Origin of the sequence: Janthinobacterium sp. P210006 (genome assembly GCF_036231885.1) — a bacterium.
GTDB classification, from domain to species: Bacteria; Pseudomonadota; Gammaproteobacteria; order Burkholderiales; family Burkholderiaceae_D; genus Janthinobacterium; species Janthinobacterium violaceinigrum.
Map to the genome: position 1 here is coordinate 699,758 of NZ_JAZARD010000002.1, position 25,970 is coordinate 725,727.

Genomic DNA, 25,970 nt, shown 5'->3' on the forward strand with positions numbered 1-25,970 from the left:
GCGCATGGCGGAGGAAGGAACCAGCAGGAATGGACGGGCCACCCGCGCCTGCGGCGCAGGGCGGGCCCGCCAGGGCAATGCGGCGCCGGATCCGCACAGGGGGAGCCGGCGCCTGAGCAACTTAGTGCTGGCCGATCTTCATGATTTTCAGCGCATTCGTGCCGCCCACCTTGCCCATCGGCTCGCCCCAGGTCAGCACGACGGTGTCGCCCTTGGCCACGACTTTATGTTCCACCAGCAAATCTTCCGCCTGTTGCAAGACCTTGTCGCGGTCCGTGCCGGACGTCAGTTCCAGGGTGCTGACGTTGCGGTACAGGGCCAGCTTGCGGCGCGTGCCCACGCTCGGGGTCAGGGCCACGATGGGGATGTCGATGTTGCAACGGCTCATCCACAGGGCCGTGGAACCCGATTCCGTCAGGGTGGCGATGGCTTTCACGCGCAGGTGGTGGGCCGTAAACAGGGCGCCATACGCGATCGACTGGTCGATGCGCGAGAAGGTGGCGTTGAGGAAATCGGCGTCCAGCTTGCAGGTATCCCACTTTTCCGCGTCCAGGCAGATGGCGGCCATCGCTTCCACCGTTTCGATCGGATAGCGGCCCGAGGCCGTTTCCGCCGACGTCATGACGGCGTCCGTGCCGTCCAGCACGGCATTGGCCACGTCCGACACTTCCGCACGGGTCGGCACGGCGTTGACGATCATCGATTCCATCATCTGCGTGGCCGTGATCGCCAGTTTGTTCGACGCACGCGCCATCTTGATCATGCGTTTTTGCAAGGCCGGCACGGCCGCATTGCCCACCTCGACCGCCAGGTCGCCGCGCGCCACCATGATGCCGTCGGACGCGTCGAGGATTTCTTGCAGCGCAGGAATGGCTTCCGCGCGTTCGATCTTGGCGATCATCATCGGCTTGTGGTCCCACGCTTCGCCCGCGATATTGGCCAGCTGACGCGCCATGACCATGTCGGTGGCGTTTTTCGGGAAGGACACGGCCACGTAGTCGGCCTGGAAACTCATCGCCGTCTTCACGTCTTCCATGTCTTTCGCCGTCAGGGCCGGGGCCGACAAGCCGCCGCCCTGGCGGTTGATACCCTTGTTGTTCGACAGCTCGCCGCCGATTTTCACAGTCGTGTGGATTTCGCTGCCGACGACCTTGTCGACCGTCAAGACGATGAGACCATCGTTGAGCAGCAGCACGTCGGCGGTGCGCAAGTCGCGCGGCAATTCCTTGTAGTCGAGGCCGCAGCGCTCGATATTGCCCAGTTCACCGTTCTCGCCCCACTTGGCATCGAGGATGAACTTGGCGCCGTTTTCCAGGAAAATCTTGCCTTCTTCAAACTTCCCGACGCGAATTTTCGGACCTTGCAAGTCGGCCATGATGGCCACTTCGCGGCCGCACAGGGCTGCCGCTTCGCGCACCATGCGGGCGCGGTCGATATGGTCTTGCGCCTTGCCATGCGAGAAGTTCAGGCGCACGACGTCGACGCCGGCCTTGAACATGCGGACCAGGGTATCGATATCGTTCGAAGCGGGGCCGATGGTGGAAACGATCTTGGTGGCGCGTTGCTGTACTTGCATGGTCATGGTGTGCTGCTTTCTATAATAAGTTGCTACAAGGGCCAGCCTTGTGGGCCGGCCGTCCTGGTGCGCTGGATCAGCGGTAAAACCTTGTTATTTGGCCGCCATCAGGGCGACCGTGGTGTCGAGCATGCGGTTCGAGAAGCCCCATTCGTTGTCGTACCACGACGACACTTTCACGAGGCGGCCCGACACCTTGGTCAGGGTCGAATCGAAGTTCGACGAAGCCGGGTTGTGGTTGAAATCGATGGAAACGAGCGGTTCCGTCTGGTACGTGAGGATGCCTTTCAGCGCGCCTTCCGATGCCGCTTTCAGCAGCGCATTCACCTCGTCCACCGTCGTGTCGCGCTTGGCGATGAAGGACAGGTCGACCAGCGAGACGTTGATCGTCGGCACACGCACGGCAAAACCATCGAGCTTGCCATTGAGTTCCGGCAAGACCAGGCCCACGGCCGCTGCCGCTCCCGTCTTGGTGGGAATCATCGAATGCGTGGCCGAACGGGCGCGGCGCAAGTCTTCATGCATCACGTCGGACAATACCTGATCATTCGTATAGGCGTGCACGGTGGTCATCAGGCCCGATTCGATGCCGATGGCGTCGTTGAGCGGCTTGACCAATGGCGCCAGGCAATTCGTCGTGCACGAAGCGTTGGAAATGACCGTATCCGAGGCTTTCAAGACGTGCTGGTTGACGCCGAACACGATGGTGGCATCGACATCCTTGCCACCCGGCGCCGAGATGATGACTTTCTTTGCGCCGCCCTTCAGGTGGGCCGACGCTTTTTCCTTGGTGGTGAAGAAACCCGTGCACTCGAGCACGACGTCGACGCCGAGTTCGCCCCACGGTATCAGGGCCGGGTCGCGCTGCGCGAACACGCGGATGCGGTCGCCGTTGACGATCATGTTGTCGCCGTCGATGGTAACGACGCCGGGAAACTTGCCGTGCACCGTATCGTAGCGCGTCAGATGCGCATTCGACTTGGCGTCGCCCAGGTCGTTGATGGCGACGATTTCGATATCCTGCTGCTTGCCGCCTTCATAAAAAGCGCGCAAGACATTGCGGCCGATGCGGCCATAGCCATTGATGGCAACTTTGATGGTCATGCTGTCTCCTTGTTGTTTTACTTAAAACTAAGCCAAGTGCAAAGCTGGGGTCAGACCCGGCGGGGGAATACGCCCTAGTGGGGCGCATTCCGATCACGCAGTGACTGACCCAAAAAGGTAGCCACTATTTCTCCCCCCCAAGTGCAAAAACCGGGGTCGCACCCTGAGGGTACGACCCCAGCATTGGTTGTCGGATTAAAAAGAATTAACCGCTGTTGCGCAACCCTGCCGCAATGCCATTGATCGACAAGTGAATCCCCGTGCGGGCCGCCGCATCCTGCTTGCCCTCGCGGAAGCGTTTCAGCAATTCCACCTGCACGTGGTTGAGGGGATCGATGTACGGGAAACGGTTGCGTATCGAGCGCTGCATCAGCGGATTGGCTTGCTGCAACTCTTCCTGGCCCGTGATCAGTTTCAGGGCGTCCAGGGTGGCCGCATATTCGGCGCGGATGCGCGTAAAGATGGCGTCGCGCAAGGCCTTGTCCTTGACCAGTTCCGCATACTTGCCGGCAATGGCGATGTCGCTCTTGGCCAGCACCATGTCCATGTTCGACAGCAGGGACGTGAAGAATGGCCAATCCGTGTACATGCCGCGCAGCACGTCGGCACCATCGGCCGGGTGGGCGGCCAGGTAGGCTTGCACGGCGGAGCCGAAGCCGAACCAGCCCGGCAGCATCAAGCGGCATTGCGCCCAGCTCAAGACCCACGGGATCGCGCGCAAATCCTCGATGGACGTGGATTTCTTGCGCGAGGCGGGACGGCTGCCGATGTTCAGTGCGGCAATCTCCGCGATCACCGTCGATTCCCAGAAATACTGCTCGAAGCCCTCCGTGCCGTAGACGAGGTCGCGGTAGGCGTTCAGGGCCGTGCCGGACAGCTCTTCCATGGCGGCCAGATGGCCCGCGCCGGCCGAAGCCTTCGGCTGCAGCTGCGCCTGCGGCAGCAGGGTCGACTGGATGGTGGCGGCCACCAGCACTTCCAGGTTGCGGCGCCCTACTTCCGGGTTCGCATACTTGGCCGTGATGACTTCGCCCTGCTCCGTCAGGCGGATCTGTCCCTGCACGGCGCCGGCCGGCTGGGCCAGGATGGCTTCATAGCTGGGTCCGCCGCCGCGGCCCACGGAACCGCCGCGGCCGTGGAACAGGCGCAGCTTGATCTGTTCCTGCTTGAAGACCGTCACCAGCTCGATCTCGGCCTTGTAGAGTTCCCAGCCGGACGTCAGGAAACCGCCGTCCTTGTTGCTGTCCGAATAGCCGAGCATGACTTCCTGCTGGTCCGCGCGCGACGCCAGCAAGCCCCGGTAGAACGGCAAGCCGAAGGCGCGCGCCATGATGGCGGGACCGGCGCGCAAGTCGTCGATGGTTTCAAACAGGGGGATGATATTGACGTCCACTTCGCGGCTGTCCTGGCGCAGCAAGCCCACTTCCTTGAGCAGCAAGGCCACTTCCAGCAAGTCCGAGACGCTGGCCGCCTTTGAGATGATGCAGTTCGGCACCGATTCCCGGCCGTACTTGACGTGGGCTTCGCGCACGGCGCGGAAGATGTCGAGTTCGGACGTGGTTTCTTCCGAGTACTGCGCATACGGCGACGTCAGCAGGCGCGGCGACTGCAGCTCGGTCAGCAGCAAGGCGATGCGCTGCTCTTCATCGAGGTCCAGGTAAACGAGGCCCGGCTGGGCGCCCGCGAACAGTTCGCCCACGACGCGCTCGTGCACGTCGGAATTCTGGCGCAAGTCCAGCGGCGCCAGCGAAAAGCCGAAGACCTTGACGGCGCGGCGCAGCTGGCGCAGCCGGCCCCGCGCCAGCGCGCGCAAGCCATTGCTGACGAGCGAATGCTGGACCACGTTCAGGTCGGCCAGCAGCTCGGCAGCCGCAGCGTAGGGCTGCACGCCATCGGCTTGCTTGCCCTTGCCGGAGAGCACGACGCGCGTGTTTTCCAGGCGCGCATGGATGCCGTGCAAGGCACGGCGGTACGGCTCGTCGACCCTGTGCGGCGATGCGTCGGCCGAACGCTCGGCCAGCGCGCGCAGCGGCTCGCTGCAGCCATTGAGTATCTGCGCCAGCGACAGTTGCGAAGCGAGCTTGCGCAATTCACCGAGGTAGAAATCGAGTGCCTTGTCAGCCTGCGTCTGCAAGGTGCTGCGCAGGATGTCGGCCGTCACGAACGGGTTGCCGTCGCGGTCGCCGCCTATCCAGCTGCCCACTTTCATGAAGTTGGGCAATTCCACATCTTCCCAGCGGGCATCGCGCTGGGCCAGCATGGTTTCCAGCGATGAATACAATTTCGGCAGTTCACGCAGGATCGTGTGGTCATAGAACGACAGGCCATTGGCCACTTCGTCCATGACGGACAGCTTGCTCGTGCGCAGCAGGCGCGTCTGCCACAGGGTGACGATGCCACGACCCAGCGCTTCTTCATTCTGCTCCGCCTCTTCCGGCGTCATTTGTACGCGGTCGCGCTCGCTCAACAGACGCGCGATGGCCATCTGGCAATTCTGGATGCTCTTGCGCTGCACTTCCGTCGGGTGGGCCGTGAACACGGGACTGACGAAGGCATCGTCAAAGAACGACGCCAGCGCATCGGCCTTGCCCGCGTCGAACACATTGCCGACGGCATGGCTGAGGCTACCCTGGCGCGGCGGCGAGCCGGCGATCAAATGGGCGCGCGTGCGGCGGATGTGGTGCTGGTCTTCCGCAATATTGGCCAGCAGCGAAAAATAGCTGAAAGCGCGCGTCAATTGCGTGGTTTCTTCCTGCGACAGCGCTTGCAGCGCAGCGGACAGCTGCGCGCGCGCCGCTTCATCATTGTCGCGGCGGAAACGGATGGCCAGCTGGCGCACATGCTCGATACGTTCGAAGGCGGGGTCGCCCAGGTGGTTGCGGATGGCGTCGCCCAAGAGACGGCCCAGCTGGCGGATATCGCTGCTCAGCAGCTCGTCTTTCACTTCATTCATTTGCATGGTATTCATTTCCTGGAGCGGCCACGGCGGCACCGCACAGATTGCGTAGTACGCGCTCCCCGGCCCGGGAAACGCTCATCATCCAATTTGTAGTAAATTTACCTTATTGTTTCACCATCCTCTTGATTTTCATCAGAAAAATCCATGCTCAAAGGGTTATAAAGGGCTTGCAAGCTATTTACCAGGGCAACAATATGAAAATTTACTACGCATTTGATCGAAAGGCAATCAACTTTTGCCTCTCGAGGCTGAAATGTGGCGTGAAAATGCGCAGCAGACCCGCTGCGGCAAGGCACTCTCCTGTATGCTGGCGGCTGAAACAAGGATGTAATCCACATCTTTACCGACCCGACTAGCGATGCGACTGACTGCCTATACCGACTACACCCTGCGCACCCTGATGTACCTGGGCGTGCACCGCGACCGCCTCGTGACCATCCAGGACATTGCCGACCTGCATGCCATCTCGAAGAATCACCTGATGAAGGTGGTGCATCAGCTGGGCCTGTCCGGCATCGTGGAAACCGTGCGCGGAAGGAATGGCGGCCTGCGCCTGGCGCGCGACCCGGCCGACATCAATATCGGCACCGTGGTACGCGAGACGGAAAGCGATTTCTTTATGGCGGAATGTTTTAACAAGGACAGCAACACTTGCCCGCTGACACCCGATTGCCTGCTGAAGGCCAGGCTGGGCCAGGCCACGGCCGCTTTCCTGGCCGTGCTCGACACAGTGACCCTGGCATCGATACTCGACGCGGCGCCGGGCGCGCCCGCGCTGGCGGCGGGCGTGATTCCCCTGCACCTGGCACAGTAGCAGGCGCACAAAAACAACAATGCCCGGCAAGCCGGGCATTGTTTTCTGCAAGGACTAGCTGATCAATCAGTGCGCGCTGGCGCCTGCCGCGCCGATGCCCGTTTCCGAGCGCATCTGCTGCGCTTCGTAGCCGGCGCGGTCGATGCGCGCGCGGGGGCTCTTGTCGAGCACCGAGAACAGCCAGATGCCGACAAAGCCTGCCGTCATCGAGAACAGCGCCGGCGACGCATACGGGAACAGCGCTTCGCCATGACCCAGCACGTCCACCCACACGGACTTCGACACCACCGTCAACGCGACTGCCGTGATCAAGCCCAGGAAGCCGCCGATGGTGGCGCCCCGCGTGGTGCAGTCTTTCCACAGCACCGACATGAACAGCACGGGGAAGTTGGCCGAAGCGGCGATGGCAAAGGCCAGCGACACCATGAAGGCGATGTTCTGCTTCTCGAACGCAATGCCCAGCACCACGGCAATGATGCCCAGCACGATCGTCGTCACGCGCGACACTTTCAATTCGTTGGCGCCCGTGGCCTTGCCCTTTTTGATGACGGTGGCATACAGATCGTGCGACACGGCCGACGCGCCCGACAGGGTCAAGCCCGCCACGACGGCCAGGATAGTGGCGAAGGCGACGGCCGACATGAAGCCGAGGAAGACGTTGCCGCCCACGGCCTTGGCCAGGTGCACGGCCGCCATGTTGTTACCGCCCAGCAGCTTGCCAGCCGCATCCTTGAACTCGGGATTGGTGCTCACCAGCACGATAGCGCCAAAGCCGATGATGAAGGTCAGGATATAGAAATAGGCGATCCAGGTGGTGGCCCAGAACACGGACTTGCGCGCTTCCTTGGCACTGGGCACCGTGAAGAAACGCATCAGGATGTGCGGCAGGCCGGCAGTGCCGAACATCAGCGCCATGCCGAACGAGATGGCCGAGATCGGGTCCTTGATGAAGGAACCGGGGCCCATGATGGCTTCCTTGGTGGCATGCACGTCCACCGACTTGGCAAACAGCGCTTCCGGGCTGAAGTTGAATTGCGCCAGCACGGCCACGGCCATGAAGGTGGCGCCGCCCAGCAGCATCACGGCCTTGATGATCTGCACCCAGGTGGTGGCCGTCATGCCGCCAAACAGCACGTAGATCATCATCAGGGTGCCCACCAGCACGACGGCGATCCAGTATTCGAGGCCGAACAGCAGCTTGATCAGCTGACCCGCGCCCACCATCTGCGCGATCAGGTAGAAGGCCACGACGACCAGGGTGCCGGACGCGGAAAAGATGCGGATCGGCGCCTGCTTGAAGCGGTAGGCGGCCACGTCGGCAAAGGTGAAGCGGCCCAGGTTGCGCAGGCGCTCGGCCATCAGAAAGGTGATGACGGGCCAGCCGACGAGAAAGCCGATGGCATAGATCAGGCCATCGTAGCCGTTCAAAAAGACGGCGGCGGAAATGCCGAGGAAGGAAGCGGCCGACATATAGTCGCCCGCGATGGCCAGGCCATTCTGGAAACCCGTGATGCCGCCGCCGGCCGTGTAGAAATCGGAGGCCGACTTGGTCTTCGCGGCCGCCCACTTGGTGACGAACAGGGTGAAGATGACGAAGGCGGCGAACATGATGATCGCCGTCCAGTTGGTGGGCTGCTTGACTGCCTGGCCCAGGTCGGCGCCGGCCGCCAGCACGCTGCTGCTGGCGCCCGCCAGCACGGCCAGGGCTGCCAGGCAGGCGAATGTGCGTTGCGTCGATGGGGCGCCGCTCATGCTTGCACCCGTGCCTGGATGGCGTTGCTCAGGTCGTCGAATTGCTTGTTGGCGCGGCGCACATAGATACCCGTGACCAGCACGGTAAACACGATGACGAACAGGCCGATCGGCATGCCCCAGGTCATCACGCCGGCACCCGTTCTCGTGGCGAGGAATTCCTTGTCGAAGGCGATGAGCAGGATGTAGCCGTAGTACACCAGCATCATCAGGCCCGTCAGCGCCCAGCCAAAGCGGGAACGTACCTTGACCAGCTGATGATAGTTGGGGTCGCTCTTGATTTTTTGAACGAGATCGTCATGCATTGTGTTGCCTCCTGTTATGTAAAAGCTGCTCTGTTGTTTTCGAGCTTGGATTCACAGTACAGCGCGAGGCTTACCCGCCCCTTACGGCAGCGGTTTTTTCTCGCGGCGACAACACGCGGCAGGCGGCACCATCAATTCAGTGCGGCAGCCGGTCCGAAGAATTCATGGTGCGTCTGCTGTTCCGGCACGCCCAGTTCGCGCAAGTATTGCTTGACGGCCCGCATGAATGGCTGCGGCCCCAGGAAGTAGGCATCGACGTCGCGCGAGGCCGGCAGCCAGTGCGCCAGTTGCTCCCTGTTCAGCAAGCCGACGGCGTCCGGCGCATCGTGTTCGCCTTCATGTTCCGCGTAGCAGTAATAGCGCTGCAGTTGCGGATGCTGGGCGGCCAGTGCGTCGATCTGCGCGCGGAATGCATGCACGCCCCGGTTGCGCGCCGCGTGGATGAAATGCACGGGACGCTTGCCGCGCAGGGCCGCCGCCAGCATGGCCAGGGTGGGCGTAATGCCCACGCCGCCGCTGATCAGCACCAGGGGCTTGTCGCTCTGCGTCAGCACGAAGTCGCCCGACGGCGGCGTCAGCTGCACGGTGTCGCCCGCCTGCACCTCGTCGTGGAAGAAATTCGACACCTTGCCGCCCTCTTCGCGCTTGACGCTGATGCGGTACGTCTGGCCATTGCTGGCAGCCGACAGCGAATACTGGCGGCGCATGGGCACGCCATCGACGGCGGCCAGCACGCCGATGTATTGGCCTGGCGCAAAGTCGAGCACGGGCCGGCCATCGGCGGACGCCAGCAGGAAGGACGTGATCTCCGCGCTTTCCACCGTCTTGCTGTGCACGGTAAAGTCGCGCGCGCCGCTCCAGCCACCGGGTGCGGCCGCCTGCGCCTTGTAGATGCGCCCTTCTTCGCCGGCCAGGATATCGGCCAGCTGGCCGTAGGCCGCGCCCCAGGCGTCGATGACGGCGTCGCTGGCCACCTCGGCGCCCAGCACTTCGCGGATCGCTTGCAGCAGGCTGGCGCCCACCAGCGGATAGTGTTCGGCACGAATCTGCAGGGCCACGTGCTTGTTGACAATGGTGGCCACCAGGTCGCCCAGCGCTTCGAGCCGGTCGATATGCTTGGCATACATCAGCACGCCATTGGCCAGCGCCCGCTGCTGGTCGCCGCTGTGCTGGTGCGCCTGGTTAAAGTACGGCAGCACTTCGGGATGGTCGCGGAACAGGTTCTTGTAGAAATGGCGAGTCAGCGCTTCGCCGCCCTGCTCGAGGATGGGGACGGTAGCCGTGATGATGGTGCGTTGTTGCTGGGTCAGCATGTAAAACTCCTGTGTATCTATCAGTAAGCGGCCTCAGGCGAGGGATTCTATGGCGGGATAAAGGTCATGGTCTTCGCGCCGCATGCGCTGGAACAGCGCGTGCAGCACGGTATTGGCTTCGCTGCGGAACGCTTCCGGCTCGGCTGCCAGGCGCACGGGCGTATTCCAGCGACCCGCAAAATCCAGGTAGGCGCCCGCGATGCCGTGCATCTCGTTTTCGTACTGGCGGCCCAGCTGGGCTACCCTGGCCACGCCGCACGCTTGCGCGGCCGGATACAGGTAGCGCTGCTCGACGGCCAGGTGCAGCTTGATCAAGCCGCTCATGGCAATGATCTGTTCGGCGATGGCCTGCGCCTGCGCGGCAACACCGCCGCGCGCCAGCTGGCGCAAGTCATCGATGGCGGCCAGGATGGCCAGGTGCTGCTGTTTGAATTTGTCGATATTCATGGCGTGTTTCTCTTGTTGAGTGCAGCCAGTGTAGCGGAATTCATTTAAACATGCAAATCATATACATCTTTAAATGGCGACAGTTTCTTGCGGAAATATGCACTGATTGCGCCACTATGTGCGGCACAGAACATTAGCTATGGCCATGCCTGCCTATAATTTATTCATCACAGCGCGTGCCCGCTTGCGGCCGCGCCGCACCCTCCACTCCAGCCAAGGATGAGCATGAGTATGAAGACGGACACGGTCAAGACGGGCACGGGCCAGGCGCAACAACTGGCCGGCATCATCAGCCAACACCACACGGAACTGCTGGACGGCTGGATGGCCGGCCTGATCTCCCGCCTGGTGCGGCGCGACAAGATCGCCGAAAACGAGCTGCGCCAGCAGGCCTCGCAATTCCTGCCGCTGCTGGCAGGCGCGCTGGAAAGCGGCGACTCGTTCGACATCGAAGGCGGCGCCTGGGACGACACGCGCCAGTTGCTCGCTGAAATATCGCAGTCGCGCGTGCGCCAGGGCTATTCGCCGATCGACACGGCCAGCTTCATGTTTTCCCTCAAGGAACCGCTGTTCGGCTATCTGCGCAAGGAAATCACGGCCCAGCCGCAGCAGCTGGGCGACGCCATCGTCAGCACCAGCAAGCTGTTCGACGAACTGGGCCTGCTGACCATCGCCATCTACCAGAAGGCGCGCGAACAGGTGATCCTGCGCCAGCAGCAGGAATTGCTGGAACTGTCCACGCCCGTGGTCCAGCTGTGGCAAAACGTGCTGGCCCTGCCCCTGATCGGCACGCTCGACAGCGCCCGCACGCAGGTGGTGATGGAAAGCCTGCTGCAAAAGATCGTCGACACGGGCGCCCTGATCGCCATCATCGACATCACGGGCGTGCCCACCGTCGACACCCTGGTGGCGCAGCACCTGCTGAAAACCATTGCCGCCGCGCGCCTGATGGGCGCCGACTGCATCATCAGCGGCATCCGCCCCCAGATCGCGCAAACCATCGTGCACCTGGGCGTGAACCTGGAAGACGTGATGACCAAGGCCACCTTGGCCGACGCCTTCGTCGTGGCCCTGAAACGCACGGGCTCCAGCATCACCTACCCGCAGCAGCACTGAGGCGCCCATGGAGAGAATCCCCATCTTACGCATGGGCCGGCTGCTGCTGGTGACGATCCAGGTGGACATGCATGACCGCCTGGCGATGACCTTGCAGGACGACCTGACCACGCGCATCGTGACGGACCGCGCCACGGGCGTGCTGATCGACATTTCCGCGCTCGACATCGTCGACTCCTTCATCGGCCGCATGATCAGCAATACGGCGGCGATGGCAAAAATCCTCGACGCGCGCACCGTGGTCGTGGGCATGCAGCCCGCCGTGGCCATCACCCTGGTGGAACTGGGGCTGACCTTGGAAGGCGTGAGCACGGCCCTGAACGTGGAACGGGGGATCAAGCTGCTGGAACGGGGCGGCGCATGCGCATGACGGAGGCGCCGTGCTAGGCGCACAAGGGCAGGCAGCGGCCCAGCCGACGCAGCAAATTCTGCCCCTGCACAGCGATGAAGATGTCGTGCGGCTGCGCAAGCAAGTACGCGACAGCATGGTCGCCATGGGTTTTGGCCTGATCGAACAGACCAAGATCATCACGGCGGCCAGCGAACTGGCGCGCAACACCCTGCGCTACGGCGGCGGCGGCGAAGCGCACATCGCGCGCGTCAGCGACGGCGCGCGGCTGGGGCTGGAACTGCGCTTTGTCGATGCGGGACCGGGCATCGAGGATATCACCCTGGCGCTGACCGATGGCTATACCAGCGGCGGCGGGCTGGGACTGGGGCTGGGTGGCGCCAAGCGCCTGGCCGACGCATTTCACATCGACACGGCGCCCGGCGCGGGCACCACCGTCACCATCGCGAAATGGAAGCTGTTTTGAATCACCAAGAGCCGTACCCTGACATTGCCAGGCAACGCAGTTTTCCCATCGGCGAACCGAGCGAAATCGCCGCGGCCCGCCGCGCCGGCAACGAGCTGGCGCGCCACATCGGCTTCGACGACGTGCGCACGGGCCAGTTGGCCATCATCATCAGCGAAGCGGCCACCAACATCGTCAAGCACGCGCAGCGCGGTGAAATCCTGCTGCGCAAGGTGCTGCGCGGCGGCACCAGCGGCATCGAAGTGCTGGCCATCGACAACGGTCCCGGCATGGCGAACGTGCGCCAGCACATGCAGGACGGCCATTCCACCACGGGAACCTATGGCGTGGGACTGGGCGCGATACGCCGATTGAGCCAGGAATTCGACCTGTACACGGCGCCCGGCAAGGGCACGGCGCTGATGATGGTGATATGGGGGCAGCACGCCAGCAGCGCCATTCCGGCCAGACCGAACTGGCAGATCGGCGCCGTGTGCCTGCCGCTGGCCTCCGAACAGGTATGCGGCGACGCCTGGAACGTCGTGTGCGAAGGCCATGAACTGAGCCTGATGGTGGCCGATGGCCTGGGCCACGGCCCGCTGGCGGCGCGCGCCTCGGAATGCGCCAGCGCGCTGCTGGAACACGACACGCCCGGCCTGCCGCCCCTGCCCGCCCCCTTCATCGAACTGGCCCACGGCGCCCTGCGCGCCACGCGCGGCGCGGCCATGGCGGTGGCGCATATCGACACCATGCAGCGCGAATTGCGCTATGCGGGCGTGGGCAATATCGCCGCCTGCGCCTTCGATGCGCGGCAGCGCAGGCATCTGCTGTCGCATAACGGCATCGTCGGCAGCAATCTGCGCAAGGTGCAGGAATTCCGCTTTCCATGGCAGCAGGGCACGACCTTGATCATGCATACGGACGGCCTGCATACGCGCTGGGACCTGGAACAGTATCCGGGCCTGGCGCACTGCCATCCCAGCCTGGTCGCCGCCGTGCTGTACCGCGATTTTTCGCGCGGACGCGACGACGTCACGGTGGTGGTGCTGCGCGAGCACGAGGAACACCAGGCTATATCAGCAGAAGGGACAGGTGCAGCATGACGCAACGCATATTGACGGCCCATATCGGCAGCGAACTCGATGTGGTGGGCGCGCGCCAGCGCGCGCGGCAGATCGCTGCCCTGTGCGGCTTCGGCGTGCAGGACCAGGTGCGCATCGCCACGGCCGTCTCGGAACTGGCGCGCAACGTCTACAACTACGCCGGCAGCGGCAAGGTGCATTTCGCCATCGACGGCTTGACGGCGCCGCAGGTGCTGAGCATCCGCATCGAAGACCAGGGCCCCGGCATCGCGCAGCTGGATCAGATACTGGCCGGCACCTACCGCTCGCACACGGGCATGGGGCTGGGCATCCTGGGCGCGCAGCGCCTGATGGACCGCTGTCACATCCGCAGCGCGCCGGGCGACGGCACGCAGATCACCCTGCACAAGCTGTTCCCGCGCGACGCGCCCCTGCTCGACGGGCAAAGCATCGGCACCCTGTCCGGCAGCCTGCAGGCGCTGCCTTCGGATATCACGCTCGCCGAAGTGCAGCAGCAGAACCGTGAACTGCTGAGCACCCTGGCCGAACTGAAGACGCGCCAGGACGACCTGCTGCAGCTGACGCGCGAACTGGAAGACACCAACCGGGGCGTGGTGGCGCTGTTCGCGGAACTGGACGAAAAAGCCGACCACCTGCGCCGCGCCGACCAGATGAAATCGCGCTTCCTGTCGAACATGAGCCATGAATTCCGCACGCCGCTCAGTTCCATCCGTGCCCTGTCCAAGCTGCTGCTCGACCGCATCGATGGCGAGCTGTCGGAGGAGCAGGAAAAGCAGGTGATGTTCATCCTGCAAAGCGCCGTCAGCCTGAGCGACCTGGTCAACGACTTGCTGGACCTGGCCAAGATCGAGGCGGGCAAGGTCGACGTGCACGCCAACAGCGTGCTGGTCGCCGACCTGTTCAGCGCCCTGCGCGGCATGCTGCGCCCGCTGCTGGTGTCCGATTCGCTCACGCTCACCTTCATCGACCCCGATCCGGCGCTGCACATCCACACGGATGAAGGCAAGCTGTCGCAAATCCTGCGCAACTTCATCTCCAACGCCCTCAAGTTCACGGAAGCGGGCGCCATCATCGTCAGCGCCACGCCGTTGCCGGAGCAGGATGCCATCTGCTTTTCCGTCTCCGACACGGGCCTGGGCATCGCCGCCGAAGACGTGCAGCTGATCTTCGAGGAATTCAGCCAGGTGGAAAACCACATGCAGCGCAAGGTCAAGGGCACGGGCCTGGGCCTGCCCCTGTGCCGCAACCTGGCCACCCTGCTCAACGGCACGGTGGCCGTGGAAAGCACGCCGGGCCAGGGTTCGCTGTTTTCCGTGATCCTGCCCGCCAGCTACCATGCGCCCGAAGGCAGCCTGCCGCCGTGCGCGCCCGCCAACGACAACGGCAACGACCAGCGCATCCCCGTGCTGGTGGTGGAAGACAATCCGCCCGTCCGCCTGCTGTATGAAAAATTCCTGGCCGGCAGCGAATTTCGCGTGGTTCCCGCGCGCAGCGTGCGCGAAGCGCAGGAACGCTGGGAACAGCAGCGCCCTGCGGCCGTCATCCTCGACATCCTGCTGCACGGCGAGACGGCCTGGCACTGGCTGGCCGAGCTGAAAAACGACCCGCTGCGGCGCCAGGTCCCCGTCATCGTCGCCACCGAGATCGACGACGTGCGCAAGGGCCTGGCCCTGGGCGCCGACGCCTATTACATCAAGCCGCTGCCGCGCCAGCAATTGCTGGCCACCCTGCGCGCGCTGATCGGCAATCAACATCACCGGCAAGAGCCGGTTCCGCCGCAAGGCACAACCACCGAGGACAATGCGCATGCGACCGGATAACAATAGCGATGCTCTGATCCTCAACGTCGATGACAGCGACGGCGCCCGCTACGCCAAGTCGCGCATCCTTCAGCGCGCCGGCTTCAAGGTCATCGAAGCATCGAACGGGGGCGACGCCCTGCTGCGCGCGCGCCAGGACCGCCCCAACCTGATCCTGCTCGACGTCAAGCTGCCCGACATCAACGGCCTGGAAGTGTGCCGCCAGTTGAAGGGCGGCGCCGAGACGAACACCATCCTCGTGCTGCAGACGTCCGCTTCCTGCATCGGCTCGGCCGACAAGATACGCGCGCTCGACGGCGGCGCCGACAATTATCTGGTCGAGCCGATCGAGGCGGACGAACTGATCGCCAACGTCAAGGCGCTGCTGCGGCTGGGCCGCGTCGAGCGCGCGCTGCGCGACGTGGACCGCCGCAAGGATGAATTCCTGGCCACCCTGGCGCACGAACTGCGCAACCCGCTGGGCCCCATCCGCACGGCGCTGGCCTTGCTGTGCAAGCTCGATCCAGTCGTGCCGGCCGCGCAGGACAATGCGCGCCGCACCATCGCCCGCCACACGGACCACCTGGTGCGCCTGGTGGACGACCTGCTCGACGTGTCGCGCATTTCGCAGGGAAAAATCTCGCTGCAATGGGAAAGCGTGAGCCTGGCCAGCGTCATCCGCAGCGCACTGGAAACGAGTTCGCACAGCGTCGAGGCGCGCGGCCATGCGCTGGACGTGAACCTGCCCAGGGAAGAACTGTGGGTCTGCGGCGACGCCGTGCGCCTGTCGCAGATCGTCGCCAACCTGCTGCTCAACGCGGCCAAGTTCACGGCGCCGGGCGGGCGCATCGCGATTTCCGCCGCGCGCGAAGGCGACAACGTGCGTATCCGCCTCAGCGACAACGGCATCGGCATTGCCGCGGCCAGCATCGACAGCATCTTCGGCCTGTTCGAGCAAAGCGGCCACGCGCCCGACCGGGTGCAGGACGGCCTGGGCATCGGCCTGTCGCTGGTGCGCAACCTGGTGACCCTGCACGGCGGCCAGGTCAGCGTGTGCAGTCCCGGCGTGGGACTGGGCAGCACCTTCGAAGTCACCCTGCCGCTGGACGCCAACGTGCCGCTGCCGGCCGCCGCGCCGCTGCCGGCAGCGGCCACCGGCGGCAGCCAGCGCATCCTCGTCGTCGACGACAACCTCGATGCGGCCGACACCCTGGCCGAATTGCTGGAAATGTACGGCCACACGGTGCGCACTGCCTACACGGGCGCGCAAGCGACCGAACGCACCCTGGAATTCAAGCCCGACATCATCTTTCTCGACATCGGCCTGCCCGACATGAGCGGCTACGAGGTGGCCGTGCAATTGCGCCAGTTGCCGATACCGCAGCAATTCCTGCTCGTGGCGCTGACCGGCTATGGCCAGGAACACGACCGCCAGGCCGCCCTGCAGGCCGGTTTCAACGAGCACTTCGCCAAGCCCGTCGATTTCGGCAAGCTGGCCATGCTGGGATTGCATATCGCCCCATGAGCGGGACCGGCCATCCGTAGACCAGGCGTCGGCTATAATCGGCCGATGCCAGGCGCGACAGGTTCGGCCATGCCGCCATGCTGTCGACGCGTCCGCCGCGCCGGGCACCCCACCACTGGAACCATGACATGAAAACCCGCACGCCGCTGCTGCGCATCACCATGATACTGGGCGCCCTGCACGCCCTGCTGGGCTGGCTGCTGCTGCCGGCCCTGCCCGTGGGGCTGGCCGGCTGGCTGCTGGGCGGCCTGGTGCTGCTGGCGTCGACCATGCTCATGCCGATGACTATCTTCGCCCGCGCCGTCACGAATGATGCGCGCCTGGCAGACCGTCTGGTCTGGGCAGGTTCGCTGTGCATGGGCTTTTTTTCCTCGCTGTTCGTGCTCACCGTGCTGCGCGAGCTGCTGATGCTGATTCCCGCCGTCCGCGCACACGCGCAGGCGTCCGCCGTGGCGACCCTGGTCCTGGCGTTGCTGGCCACCGTCGTCGGCTTCCTCAACGCCCGCAGGGTGGCGCGCGTGCGCGAGATCGACGTGCCCATCGCGGGCCTGCCGCCGGCACTGCACGGCTACACCATCGTGCAGCTGAGCGACATCCACGTGGGCGCCACCATCCAGCGCGCCTATGTGGAAGCCATCGTCGCGCGCGCCAACGGCTTGCAGGCGCACCTCATCGCCATCACGGGCGACGTGATCGACGGCACGGTGGCGCAGTTGGCCAGCCATACGGCGCCGCTGGGCGAGCTGCGCGCGCGCCACGGCGTGTTCCTCGTCACGGGCAACCACGAATACTATTCGGGCGCCGCGCCGTGGGTGGCGGAATTTCGCCGCCTGGGCCTGCGCGTGCTGATGAACGAACATGCGGTCATCGAGCACGGCGGCGCGCGCCTGGCCGTCGCCGGCGTCACCGACTACAGCGCGGGCGCATTCGACCCGGCCCAGAAAAGCGACCCGCAAGCGGCCATCGCCGGCGCCCCGGCCGGCATCCCCCGCATCCTGCTGGCGCACCAGCCGCGCAGCGCGCCCGAGGCCGAAGCGGCCGGCTACGACCTGCAGTTGTCGGGCCACACGCACGGCGGCCAGTTCTGGCCGTGGAACCTGTTCGTGCCGCTACAGCAGCCCTACGTGGCGGGACTGCACCGGCAAGGCCGTTTGTGGATCTATGTCAGCCGCGGCACCGGTTACTGGGGCCCGCCGAAACGCATCGGCGCGCCGGCGGAGATTACGAGAATCAGGCTGGTGGCGGCGTAAGTCGGCGGCAGACAGCCCGTCGGAGACGCGCTTGCTCATAGACAGTTTCACGAACTCAGCTCCCCCCCTCCAGGGCAGCTGCTTATTTTCGTGCCAAGTTTCAATGCAGTTCGCGAGTCCGGATGGCTTACCCCGTAAGAAAAGACCATGCAGCCCATGTAGATGACAAGCACCGCATAGAACCATTTTGAACGGAAAAAACCGTACCTGACATAATCATCAGGGACGATATGGGCGCCAACGGCGGCATCACTTCTTAATGTGCGGAAGAGCTTTCGCGCGCCATACAACTGAAGAAATGTGCCTGCAATAACCCAGCCCGATGAGAACTCGGGGCTTAACTTTCCGCAGCCAGCTAAAAAATGTACATCGATGAATATTGCAATGGCCAATACGGACACAAAAAATATCTTTTTGGTTTTAGGCATTTTATTCACCCCTGCTCCGCCCAGCTGGCCATCCACGCCTCGTAACGCGCCACCACCGCCGGCGGATTCAAACGCGCCAGCGCGCCTTCCACCGGCTCGCTGTCGCTGACTTCGAACAGCAGCACGCTCGCGTCGCGCTGCGCGCCCGTGCCGAGTATGCCTTCCATATCGAGCTGCGCCAGCGCCGCGATGCAGGCGTCGAACACGCCGCTGCGCAAGGTGATGAAGTCCACGTCGAACGGCAGCTCGCGGTGCGCCTGCAAGAGCAGGCGGTAGGCGCTGTCGAAGTACGCGCCGCCATCCTCGAACGCCCACTCGGCGGGATTCCACAGCATTTCCTCGCCATACTCCGAGGCGGCCAGCGCCTCGCGGCTATTTGCCATGAGAGCGATGGTCATGGCACTGTCGTCGCTCACCAGCGCGACAGCGTCGATGTGCTGGCCGGGATGCGCGCGGCGCGCGGCATCGACAGCCAGGCGCGCGGCATCCGCCACCAGGCTTTGCAGCAGCGCGAAATCGAACACGGCCGGGTCGATGGCCGTGGCACGCGCCAGCGCGTAGCCATCGGCCAGGGCAGCCTGGCCATACGCCGCGTACGCGGCATGCGCTGCGGCTTCGCTGACGTACTGCGAGCGCGTCTCCTCGCCCCACGTCATGGCCGCACCGCTGGCCGTCCAGACGGTCGTGCCGAATACGCGCGCTTCCCGGAAGCGGGCCGGCTGGTCGCCGTCGAAGGTGTAGAACAGGCTGTAGTTGCTATGCATGGATTTTTTCATCGTTTAATCGGGCCGTATCTGCGCGGCGAAGTCGCGCTGGCGGAACTGCTCCAGCAAAAAATCGACGAACACGCGCGTCTTCGCGGGCAGCAGTTTCTTGCTGGGATAGTACACGGACAGGGGGCCGGAATCGGCATGCCAGCCGGGCAGCAACCGGATCAGGGCGCCGCTGCGCAAGTGGGCCAGCGCGTGCGGCATGGGCAACAGCGCCACGCCCACGCCCAGGATGGCCGCCTGCGCCATCGCTTCCGGATCGTCGAAGATGGCGCGGGGCCGGCATTCGGCCACGCCTTCGCCGCCCACGCCATCGCGCAGTATCCAGCTGCGCAGCCTGCCGCTGCCGGCCGAGCGGCGCGCCACGCCGTCGAAGTGCGCCAGGTCAAGCGGATGCGTGGGCATGGCTTTGTCCCGCATGAAGGCGGGCGACGCCGTGGCGACGATGTGGGCGTGGCCCAGTTCGCGCGCCACCACGCCGGGCGTCAGTTCAATGCCGCCGCCGATGGCCACGTCAAATCCCTCGCCGATCAGGTCCACTTGCCGGTTGTCGAAATGGCAGTCGGGGATGACGCCCGGATAGCGCGCGATGAAGTCGCCCAGCAGGGGAACCACGTAGCTGCGGCCGAACGACGGCGCCATGCTGATTTTTAATATGCCTGCCGGCTGGCCACCCTCTTCCGCCACGCCGGCGATCGCTTCCTGCAAGGTGGACAGGGCGCCGCCTATCTGCAGCAGGAAACGCTCGCCCCCTTCCGTCAACGTCAGCTTGCGCGTGCTGCGCTGGAACAGCCGCAGTCCCAGGCTCGCTTCCAGCCGCGCCACGTTCTTGCTGACGGCGGCCGGCGTCAGTCCCAGGCGGCGCGCGGCCGACGAAAAGCTGCCCAGTTCGGCAGACAGCACGAAAGATTGCAAGTGATTGAGGGCTTCCATGTGCCTATTCTACCCTCTCATTTGATAACAATGGTTGAAAGTGATTGTAATGATTCATGGCTAGCGCGGCAGGAATGAAAGGCAGATACTGAATTCCTCGACTCCTCACTCAGAAAGCACATCATGCAAACCCAAGCCACCACCAGCACCGCCCTGTCACTGCAAGACAAGATCGCTTTTGTGACGGGCGGCTCGCGCGGCATCGGCGCCGCCATCGTCCAGCGCCTGGCACGCCAGGGCGCCACCGTCGTCTTCACGTATCAAAGTTCCGCCGCCGAAGCGCAGGCGCTGGCCGCCAAGGTGGAGGCCAACGGCGGCAAGGCACTGGGCGTGCAGGCCGATGCGGCCGATGCCGACGCACTGACGGCGGCCATCGACAAGGTGGCGGCGCAGTTTGGCAAGCTTGATATCCTCGTCAACAACGCGGGCGTGTTCCTGCCCGGTTCCATCGACGATTTTTCGCTGGCAGACTTCGACAAGACCGTGGCCGTCAACGTGCGCGCCGTGTTCGTGGCCATCAAGGCGGCCGTGGCCCACATGCAGACGGGCGGACGCATCATCAACATCGGCAGCACGAATGCGCACCGCATGCCGTTCGGCGGCGCGGCCGCCTACGCCATGAGCAAATCGGCGCTGAGCGGCCTGACGCAAGGCCTGTCGCGCGACCTGGGTCCGCGCGGCATCACCATCAACAACGTGGAACCGGGTCCCGTGGCCACCGACATGAACCCGCCCACGGGCGACTTCGCCGACCTGATGCACGGCCTGATGGCCCTGCCCCGCCACGGCAGCGCCGATGAAATCGCCGGCATGGTCGCCTACCTGGCCAGCGAAGAAGCGGCGTTCGTCACGGGCGCCGGACTGAAGATCGACGGCGGTTTTGCCGCCTGATCCCCCGCACGCGCCACGGTCCCGGCATTACGCCGCCGGGGCCAGTCCGAACATCAGCGAGCGGTGCGCTGCCACGCCAGCCATGGCGCCATCGGCCACCGCGAACGCCACGCTGCCGGCCATGCGGCCCGCATCGCCGCAGCAAAAGACGCCAGGCACGCTGCTGGCCTTTTGCTCGTCGGTGCGCACGAACGGACCCATGGCCCCCTCTTCCAGAGTGCAGCCCAGCTCACCGGCCAGGGAACTGGCCGGACGGGTGCGGGTCGCCACGAACAGGCCGGCCATCGCATGGCGGCCGCCATCCTGCATGACCACGTCGGCCACGCCGGCGATCTGCGCCACGGGCGCGCGCACCACCGTCACGCCGCGCGCAGCCAGTTGCTCCAGCTGCGCGCCATCGGGCTCGAACGCGCCATTGAGAAAGAAAGTCACCGTGCCCCAGTCGGGCAGCATCAGCGCATGGTGCATGGAGAGGGGGCCGGTGGCCAGCACGCCGATGGCGCCCTGCTCCAGTTCATAGCCGTGGCAGTACGGGCAATGGAAGACGCTGCGGCCCCAGCGCTCGGCCAGGCCATCGACGGGCGGCAATTCGTCGATCACCCCGGTGGCCAGCACCAGCCGGCGGCCCCGCACGAGCGTGCCGTCTGCCAGGGTCACGTCGTAGCCATCGCCCTCGCTGCTGGCCGCCGCCCGCACGGCCGTGCCATCCAGCCAGGACACGGTGGCATACGCCATCAGCTGCGCCTTGCCCTCGGCCACGATGGCGGCCGTTCCGCTGCCGTCGCGGGTGAGGAATCCGTGGGAATGGCTGGCGTAGCGGTTGCGGCGCTGGCCGCCATCGACGACCAGCACGCGCCGGCGGGCCCGCGCCAGTTGCGTGGCGGCCGACAGGCCAGCGTAGCTGCCGCCGACGATGATGGCGTCGAACGGGGCGGCAGACGCGGCGGCGCCTTGGAATTCAGGATTGCTCATGCATTGCTCCTTGGTGGGTGTCGTATTGTTGGCTGAAGCGTTCGGCCAGGTCGGCCAGGGTGACGGCGCCAAAGCGCTGCATCAGCAGCGCCTGCGCTTCGTCGAAGGCGCCGGCCAGCGACTGGTTGACCACCTGCTCGACCAGGCAGCCCGGCTGGTCGACGCGGTTGCCCATGGCGAAGATGGTGGGCGAACCCACGGCCACGTAAATATCGTGCAGGGTGACGCGGTGCAGGTCGCAGACGATGCGCCAGCCGCCGCCATGCCCCTTGACCGAGGCCACGTAGCCCCGCTCGCGCAAGCCGGCCATCACACGCCGCACCAGCACAGGGTTGGTGTCCAGGTAGGCCGAGAGTTCGTCGGACGTCATCGGGCGTCCCGCGTGGGCCATGTGCAGCAGCACGTGGAGGATCGATGATAGTTTGCTGTCGCGTCTCATGTAACCAATGGTAGTACATGAAATTCACATATGCAAGCAAGTTGCATTTTTCGGCATAAAAAAAGGGGTCAGACCCTTTGGGTCTGACCCCAGCCGTTGCTTCAGGGTGTTTTGTTAACGTGCCTATGCATCCTTGCGCCGGCGTCCCCGCCACCACAGCAGCAGTGCCAGCAGCACCAGCACGCCGACGATGATGCCTGCGCGGGCCAGGCCGATCAGGTTGGACGGCGCGCCGCCGTTGCGCAGGGTCGTCACCTGCTCCGCCGTCACCTTGACATCGGGGTTGCCGTACATCGTCTGCACGTAATTGCCCAGGGTGACGATCTGCTCGTCCGACAGGGTCTGGCGGAAGGCGGGCATCAGGTGTCCTGCAGCATGACTGCCGTTGCCATCCTGCCGCTCCACGCCATCGAGGATGGCCATCACCAGGTTGTTGCTGTTGCTGCGGCCCGTCACCGAGTTGTGGAACAGGGGCGGCAGGCTGCCGTCGAAACTGCCCTCGCCCCTGGCCTGGTGGCAGCTGGCGCACTGCGCATCGTACAGCTGCGCACCCGACATCTTGTTCAGGTTTTGCGGCAGCGGCACGCCGCGGATGGCGGCCAGCTCGTCGCCCGCCTTGCCCCATTGCGTCACCGGCCGCGTATCGGCCTTGTCGCGGATGGCCGGCACGCTCTTGACGTAGTGGGCGATGGCGTTCAGGTCCGCGTCGCTCAGGTGCTTCAGGCTATGGTCGATGGCTTCGGCCATCGGTCCCGCCGCCTGCGCCTTGTTCGCGGCACGGCCCGTGCGCAGGTAATCGACCAGTTCCTGCTGGCTCCAGCCGCCCACGCCGCTGTTGCTGTCCGACGTGATGTTCGGCGCATGCCAGGTGCCCAGGTCGGCGCCGCCCAGTTCCTTCGACAGCTGCTCGGCCATCAGCGCATTGCGCGGCGTGTGGCAGGTGGTGCAGTGGGCCAGGCCTTGCGCCAGATAGGCGCCCCGGTTCCACTCCATGCTTTTCGCCGTATCGGCCACGAAGGGCTTCTTGTCGAGGAACAGCATATTCCAGCCCGCCATCGACAGCCGGATATTGAACGGGAACGGCAGGTCCGTCGCCTGCGCCGGCGCCGCATCCACGGCCGCCACGCCGTGCATGAAGTAGTCATACAGGGCGGCCGTGTCCTCGTCCGTCACCTTGGCGTAGGCCGTGTACGGCATGGCCGGGTACAGGTTGGCGCCGTCGGCGCGCACGCCGTGGCGCACGGCATCGGAAAACTGCTTGAGCGTGTAGTTGCCGATGCCGTGCGTGGTCGACGGCGTGATGTTGGTGGCGACAATGGCCCCCAGCGGCGTGACCAGGGACAACCCGCCCGCCATCGGCTGACCACCGGGCACGCTGTGGCAGGCGATGCAGTCGCCGGCCGTAGCCAGGTAGCGGCCACGCTCGATGGCGGCCGCATCCGGGCCGGCCGCCAGCACGGGCAGAGCCAGGGCGAGCAAGGCGGCACCGGCCGCCATTCTGAAGGTCGCCATCATGCTGTGCCTCCCGCTTGTTCGTCGAGGATGTGCTTGACGGTGCGCAGCGCCACGGCCAGGCCGTTTTCCGTCGAGTTGCAGGTACCGGACGTGGGCAGCACGCCGGTGCTGCACAGGAACAGGTTGGCGTGGTCGAAGGTGCGGCCCCATTGGTCGCACACGGCCTTGGCGGGGTCGGAACCCATCGACAGGGTGCCGCAGATGTGCTGGTTGTTGGCAAACACGCCTTCCTTGCTATGGCGCAGATTGGTGCCGCCCATCAGCTTGGCGATCTTCTCGAAATCCTGCTTCGAGCGCTCGTGGCCCCGCTTCGTGTACTCGTCGATCGAGTAGTGCGCCTGCGGCTTGGGGATGCCCATGGCGTCCTTCTCGCTGCTCAGGGCAATGCGGTTCTCCGGATTCGGCAGCACTTCCAGCACGTTTTTCAGGCTCATTTCGCGCGCCGAGCGGAAACGCAGCTGCTGTTCGAATGCCTCGCCAAACACGCCCTTGCCGATCAGCTCCTTGGTGGCGCCGTCGACGCGCGAGATGTTCGTGAAGTCCAGGCGGTACGGCGAGTGCTGGCTGCGGAAATCGCCATCGCGCATGGTGTTGATGGAATTGGGGCTTTGCGGGCCCCGGCCCAGCCACAGGTCTTCATCGGCGTCGAAGGTGATCGAGGTGCTCGGGTGGTCCATCAGGTTGCGGCCCACCATGTCGCTGCTGTTGGCCAGGCCGTTCGGGTATTTGTCCGAGGCGGAAACGAGCAGCAAACGGGGGCTTTCGATGCCGTTGGCGGCGAGGATGAAAGTCTTGGCCGTGACGCGGTGGCTTTTCTTGTCCACGTCGTAGTACAGGGCAGCCGTGATGCGGCCCTGCGCGTCGTGTTCCAGCTTGTAGACGTTGGCATTGCAGACGATCTTCACGCCGGCCGCTTCGGCCTGCTGCGCGGCGATGCCGCCGTGGTATTGCGCATCGATGGGGCAGATCGGCTGGCAGCTGTTGTTGCCGCAGCAGGCCGGGCGGCCATCGTAGCTGACGCTGTTGCGCGCCACCGTGTTGCCCACCACCTTGAACGCGGGGTCGAGGCGCTCGCGGATGCGGCGCATGGCGTACGGCTCCGTCACGGATGCCATCGGAAACGGCTGCTTGCGCGGCGAACCCGTGTTCTCCGCGCCCGAGACGCCCATGATCTCCTCCGCTTCCTGATAGAACGGCTCCAGGTCTTCGTAGCTGATGGGCCAGTCGACGCCCACGCCATACAGGGTATGGATGCGGAAGTCGTTCGGCACGTTGCGCCACGCCTGCGCGGCCCAGTGCCACGACGTGCCGCCGAACTGGCGGATGTATTCGGCCGGATACGGATACGGGCCGGCCTGCACCAGATAGCCGTTATCCTTGGGCTGGTAGATCGGGTGCGGCGCCGTGGCGACGGACGGATACGGCGACATCCAGTCGCTGCGGCGCGTCGTGTTGCGGAAACGGGCGACGATTTCGCCGCGCGACACGCGCGGTCCTGCTTCCAGGATCAGCACCGAGGCGCCTGCCAGCGCCAGCTTGCGCGCGGCCAGGGAGCCGATGATGCCGGAGCCGATCACGAGGTAATCGGCAGAGAGTTCTTCAGCCATGATGGCTCCTTAAATTGGTTTTCTGGCCCAGCTGCCGTAGGCGCCGTAGGAATACGTGGGAGGCTTGAGCACGTCGGCCACGACGGCCGCGTTCAGCGCCTGCTCGTAGGCGACGCAGACGGCCGCCTCGCCCGTGCCCACGATGCCCAGGTACCAGGCGCTGGCGATCTGGCGCGGCAAGGCGGCCAGCGGCGATTGGGCGGGAGCGAGCGCATCGAGCGCTTCCTGCAGCCCGGCCGCCTGCAAGCCTTGCGCATTGATCAGGGCCAGCAGCGCGCGCACGTTGGCGGGAAAGGCGGCGTCCTGCGCCACCAGCGCGTCGTACAGGCGCCTGGCCAGCACGGGGTCGAGCACCTGCCGTCCCACCAGCATGGCCGACACACCGAGGAAGGCGCCCTGCTCCGCATTGGCGACCGGCTCGGCCAGCGCCCAGGGAATCAGCGCCGCCGCCGAAGCCGACAGCAAGCCGGCCAGCACCATGCGGCGGCCGGGATTCAGAGGGCCGCGGCCCTCATTGTTATGTGTAGCGTCCAATTGAAGCTCCCGTGAGTTCAGCAA

The 25,970-nt window shown here is 64.8% G+C and carries 24 protein-coding genes; 9 read left to right on the top strand and 15 right to left on the bottom strand.

Annotation, left to right across the window (positions count from 1 at the left end; translation table 11 throughout):
- Positions 1–121: 121 nt before the first annotated feature.
- From pyk to ppc, 3 genes are all read right to left on the bottom strand, one after another.
- Positions 122–1,582: a pyruvate kinase gene (pyk, locus tag VPH41_RS11620; RefSeq protein ID WP_080698726.1), complete on the bottom strand. Its 1,461-nt coding sequence runs from the start codon at positions 1,580–1,582 to the stop codon at positions 122–124.
- An 87-nt stretch (positions 1,583–1,669) separates the two neighbouring features.
- A complete protein-coding gene (gap, locus tag VPH41_RS11625; protein WP_328570112.1) occupies positions 1,670–2,680 on the bottom strand; it encodes a type I glyceraldehyde-3-phosphate dehydrogenase in 1,011 nt (336 codons plus the stop codon).
- Between the two features lie 205 nt (positions 2,681–2,885).
- Positions 2,886–5,639 (bottom strand): phosphoenolpyruvate carboxylase, encoded by a 2,754-nt coding sequence (gene ppc / locus VPH41_RS11630; RefSeq protein ID WP_328570113.1) that lies wholly within the window; start codon positions 5,637–5,639, stop codon positions 2,886–2,888.
- A gap of 358 nt (positions 5,640–5,997) precedes the next feature.
- Here ppc and VPH41_RS11635 point away from each other — a divergent pair, with 358 nt between their 5' ends.
- Positions 5,998–6,453, top strand: a complete 456-nt coding sequence (locus VPH41_RS11635) for an RrF2 family transcriptional regulator (RefSeq protein ID WP_328570114.1) — start codon at positions 5,998–6,000, stop codon at positions 6,451–6,453.
- 66 nt (positions 6,454–6,519) lie between these two features.
- Here the strand turns inward: VPH41_RS11635 and VPH41_RS11640 are convergent, their stop codons facing one another.
- From VPH41_RS11640 to VPH41_RS11655, 4 genes are all read right to left on the bottom strand, one after another.
- Positions 6,520–8,205 carry a cation acetate symporter gene (locus VPH41_RS11640; RefSeq protein WP_328570115.1) on the bottom strand — a complete coding sequence of 562 codons (1,686 nt, stop codon included), beginning with the start codon at positions 8,203–8,205 and terminating at the stop codon, positions 6,520–6,522.
- Positions 8,202–8,510, bottom strand: coding sequence for a DUF485 domain-containing protein (locus VPH41_RS11645; RefSeq protein WP_328570116.1), 309 nt, complete (start codon positions 8,508–8,510; stop codon positions 8,202–8,204). The genes VPH41_RS11640 and VPH41_RS11645 overlap by 4 nt, the downstream gene beginning before the upstream one ends.
- Positions 8,511–8,641: 131 nt before the next feature.
- Entirely contained in the window at positions 8,642–9,823 is a 1,182-nt protein-coding gene (hmpA, locus tag VPH41_RS11650) for an NO-inducible flavohemoprotein (protein ID WP_328570117.1), read from the bottom strand.
- Between the two features lie 33 nt (positions 9,824–9,856).
- On the bottom strand, positions 9,857–10,270 hold the full coding sequence (locus VPH41_RS11655) for a hemerythrin domain-containing protein (RefSeq protein ID WP_328570118.1): 414 nt from the start codon (positions 10,268–10,270) through the stop codon (positions 9,857–9,859).
- Between the two features lie 225 nt (positions 10,271–10,495).
- On the opposite strand from VPH41_RS11655, the gene VPH41_RS11660 reads away from it, so the two are divergent.
- From VPH41_RS11660 to VPH41_RS11690, 7 genes are all read left to right on the top strand, one after another.
- Positions 10,496–11,386, top strand: coding sequence for an STAS domain-containing protein (locus VPH41_RS11660; RefSeq protein WP_328570119.1), 891 nt, complete (start codon positions 10,496–10,498; stop codon positions 11,384–11,386).
- 7 nt (positions 11,387–11,393) lie between these two features.
- Complete coding sequence (locus tag VPH41_RS11665) at positions 11,394–11,756, top strand: STAS domain-containing protein (protein ID WP_099667758.1); 363 nt, start codon at positions 11,394–11,396, stop codon at positions 11,754–11,756.
- A gap of 10 nt (positions 11,757–11,766) precedes the next feature.
- Positions 11,767–12,201 carry an ATP-binding protein gene (locus VPH41_RS11670; RefSeq protein ID WP_193317372.1) on the top strand — a complete coding sequence of 145 codons (435 nt, stop codon included), beginning with the start codon at positions 11,767–11,769 and terminating at the stop codon, positions 12,199–12,201.
- Positions 12,198–13,283 (top strand): ATP-binding SpoIIE family protein phosphatase, encoded by a 1,086-nt coding sequence (locus tag VPH41_RS11675; protein WP_328570120.1) that lies wholly within the window; start codon positions 12,198–12,200, stop codon positions 13,281–13,283. The genes VPH41_RS11670 and VPH41_RS11675 overlap by 4 nt, the downstream gene beginning before the upstream one ends.
- Positions 13,280–15,103 carry an ATP-binding protein gene (locus VPH41_RS11680; RefSeq protein ID WP_328570121.1) on the top strand — a complete coding sequence of 608 codons (1,824 nt, stop codon included), beginning with the start codon at positions 13,280–13,282 and terminating at the stop codon, positions 15,101–15,103. Before VPH41_RS11675 ends, VPH41_RS11680 begins: the two co-directional genes overlap by 4 nt.
- On the top strand, positions 15,090–16,607 hold the full coding sequence (locus VPH41_RS11685) for an ATP-binding response regulator (RefSeq protein WP_328570122.1): 1,518 nt from the start codon (positions 15,090–15,092) through the stop codon (positions 16,605–16,607). Before VPH41_RS11680 ends, VPH41_RS11685 begins: the two co-directional genes overlap by 14 nt.
- A 128-nt stretch (positions 16,608–16,735) precedes the next feature.
- Positions 16,736–17,857, top strand: coding sequence for a metallophosphoesterase (locus tag VPH41_RS11690; RefSeq protein WP_328570123.1), 1,122 nt, complete (start codon positions 16,736–16,738; stop codon positions 17,855–17,857).
- 47 nt (positions 17,858–17,904) lie between these two features.
- Here the strand turns inward: VPH41_RS11690 and VPH41_RS11695 are convergent, their stop codons facing one another.
- From VPH41_RS11695 to VPH41_RS11705, 3 genes are read right to left on the bottom strand one after another with little or no spacing between them, the layout of a single operon-like run.
- Complete coding sequence (locus VPH41_RS11695; RefSeq protein ID WP_328570124.1) at positions 17,905–18,285, bottom strand: hypothetical protein; 381 nt, start codon at positions 18,283–18,285, stop codon at positions 17,905–17,907.
- Positions 18,286–18,290: 5 nt separating this feature from the next.
- Positions 18,291–19,049, bottom strand: a complete 759-nt coding sequence (locus VPH41_RS11700; RefSeq protein WP_328570125.1) for a DUF4303 domain-containing protein — start codon at positions 19,047–19,049, stop codon at positions 18,291–18,293.
- Between the two features lie 15 nt (positions 19,050–19,064).
- Positions 19,065–19,988, bottom strand: coding sequence for a LysR family transcriptional regulator (locus VPH41_RS11705; RefSeq protein ID WP_328570126.1), 924 nt, complete (start codon positions 19,986–19,988; stop codon positions 19,065–19,067).
- A 123-nt stretch (positions 19,989–20,111) separates the two neighbouring features.
- Between VPH41_RS11705 and VPH41_RS11710 the strand changes: the two genes are divergently transcribed.
- On the top strand, positions 20,112–20,879 hold the full coding sequence (locus VPH41_RS11710) for an SDR family oxidoreductase (protein WP_328570127.1): 768 nt from the start codon (positions 20,112–20,114) through the stop codon (positions 20,877–20,879).
- A 27-nt stretch (positions 20,880–20,906) separates the two neighbouring features.
- Here VPH41_RS11710 and VPH41_RS11715 read toward each other — a convergent pair whose 3' ends face one another.
- The 5 genes from VPH41_RS11715 to VPH41_RS11735 form a co-directional block, all read right to left on the bottom strand.
- Positions 20,907–21,851, bottom strand: coding sequence for an NAD(P)/FAD-dependent oxidoreductase (locus tag VPH41_RS11715; protein ID WP_328570128.1), 945 nt, complete (start codon positions 21,849–21,851; stop codon positions 20,907–20,909).
- Positions 21,838–22,290, bottom strand: coding sequence for an RrF2 family transcriptional regulator (locus VPH41_RS11720; RefSeq protein WP_328570129.1), 453 nt, complete (start codon positions 22,288–22,290; stop codon positions 21,838–21,840). Before VPH41_RS11720 ends, VPH41_RS11715 begins: the two co-directional genes overlap by 14 nt.
- 123 nt (positions 22,291–22,413) lie before the next feature.
- Positions 22,414–23,805, bottom strand: a complete 1,392-nt coding sequence (locus tag VPH41_RS11725) for a cytochrome c (RefSeq protein WP_328570130.1) — start codon at positions 23,803–23,805, stop codon at positions 22,414–22,416.
- Positions 23,802–25,412: a GMC family oxidoreductase gene (locus VPH41_RS11730; protein WP_287771190.1), complete on the bottom strand. Its 1,611-nt coding sequence runs from the start codon at positions 25,410–25,412 to the stop codon at positions 23,802–23,804. The genes VPH41_RS11725 and VPH41_RS11730 overlap by 4 nt, the downstream gene beginning before the upstream one ends.
- Before the next feature lie 9 nt (positions 25,413–25,421).
- Positions 25,422–25,946 carry a sugar dehydrogenase complex small subunit gene (locus VPH41_RS11735; RefSeq protein WP_328570131.1) on the bottom strand — a complete coding sequence of 175 codons (525 nt, stop codon included), beginning with the start codon at positions 25,944–25,946 and terminating at the stop codon, positions 25,422–25,424.
- Positions 25,947–25,970: the final 24 nt, after the last annotated feature.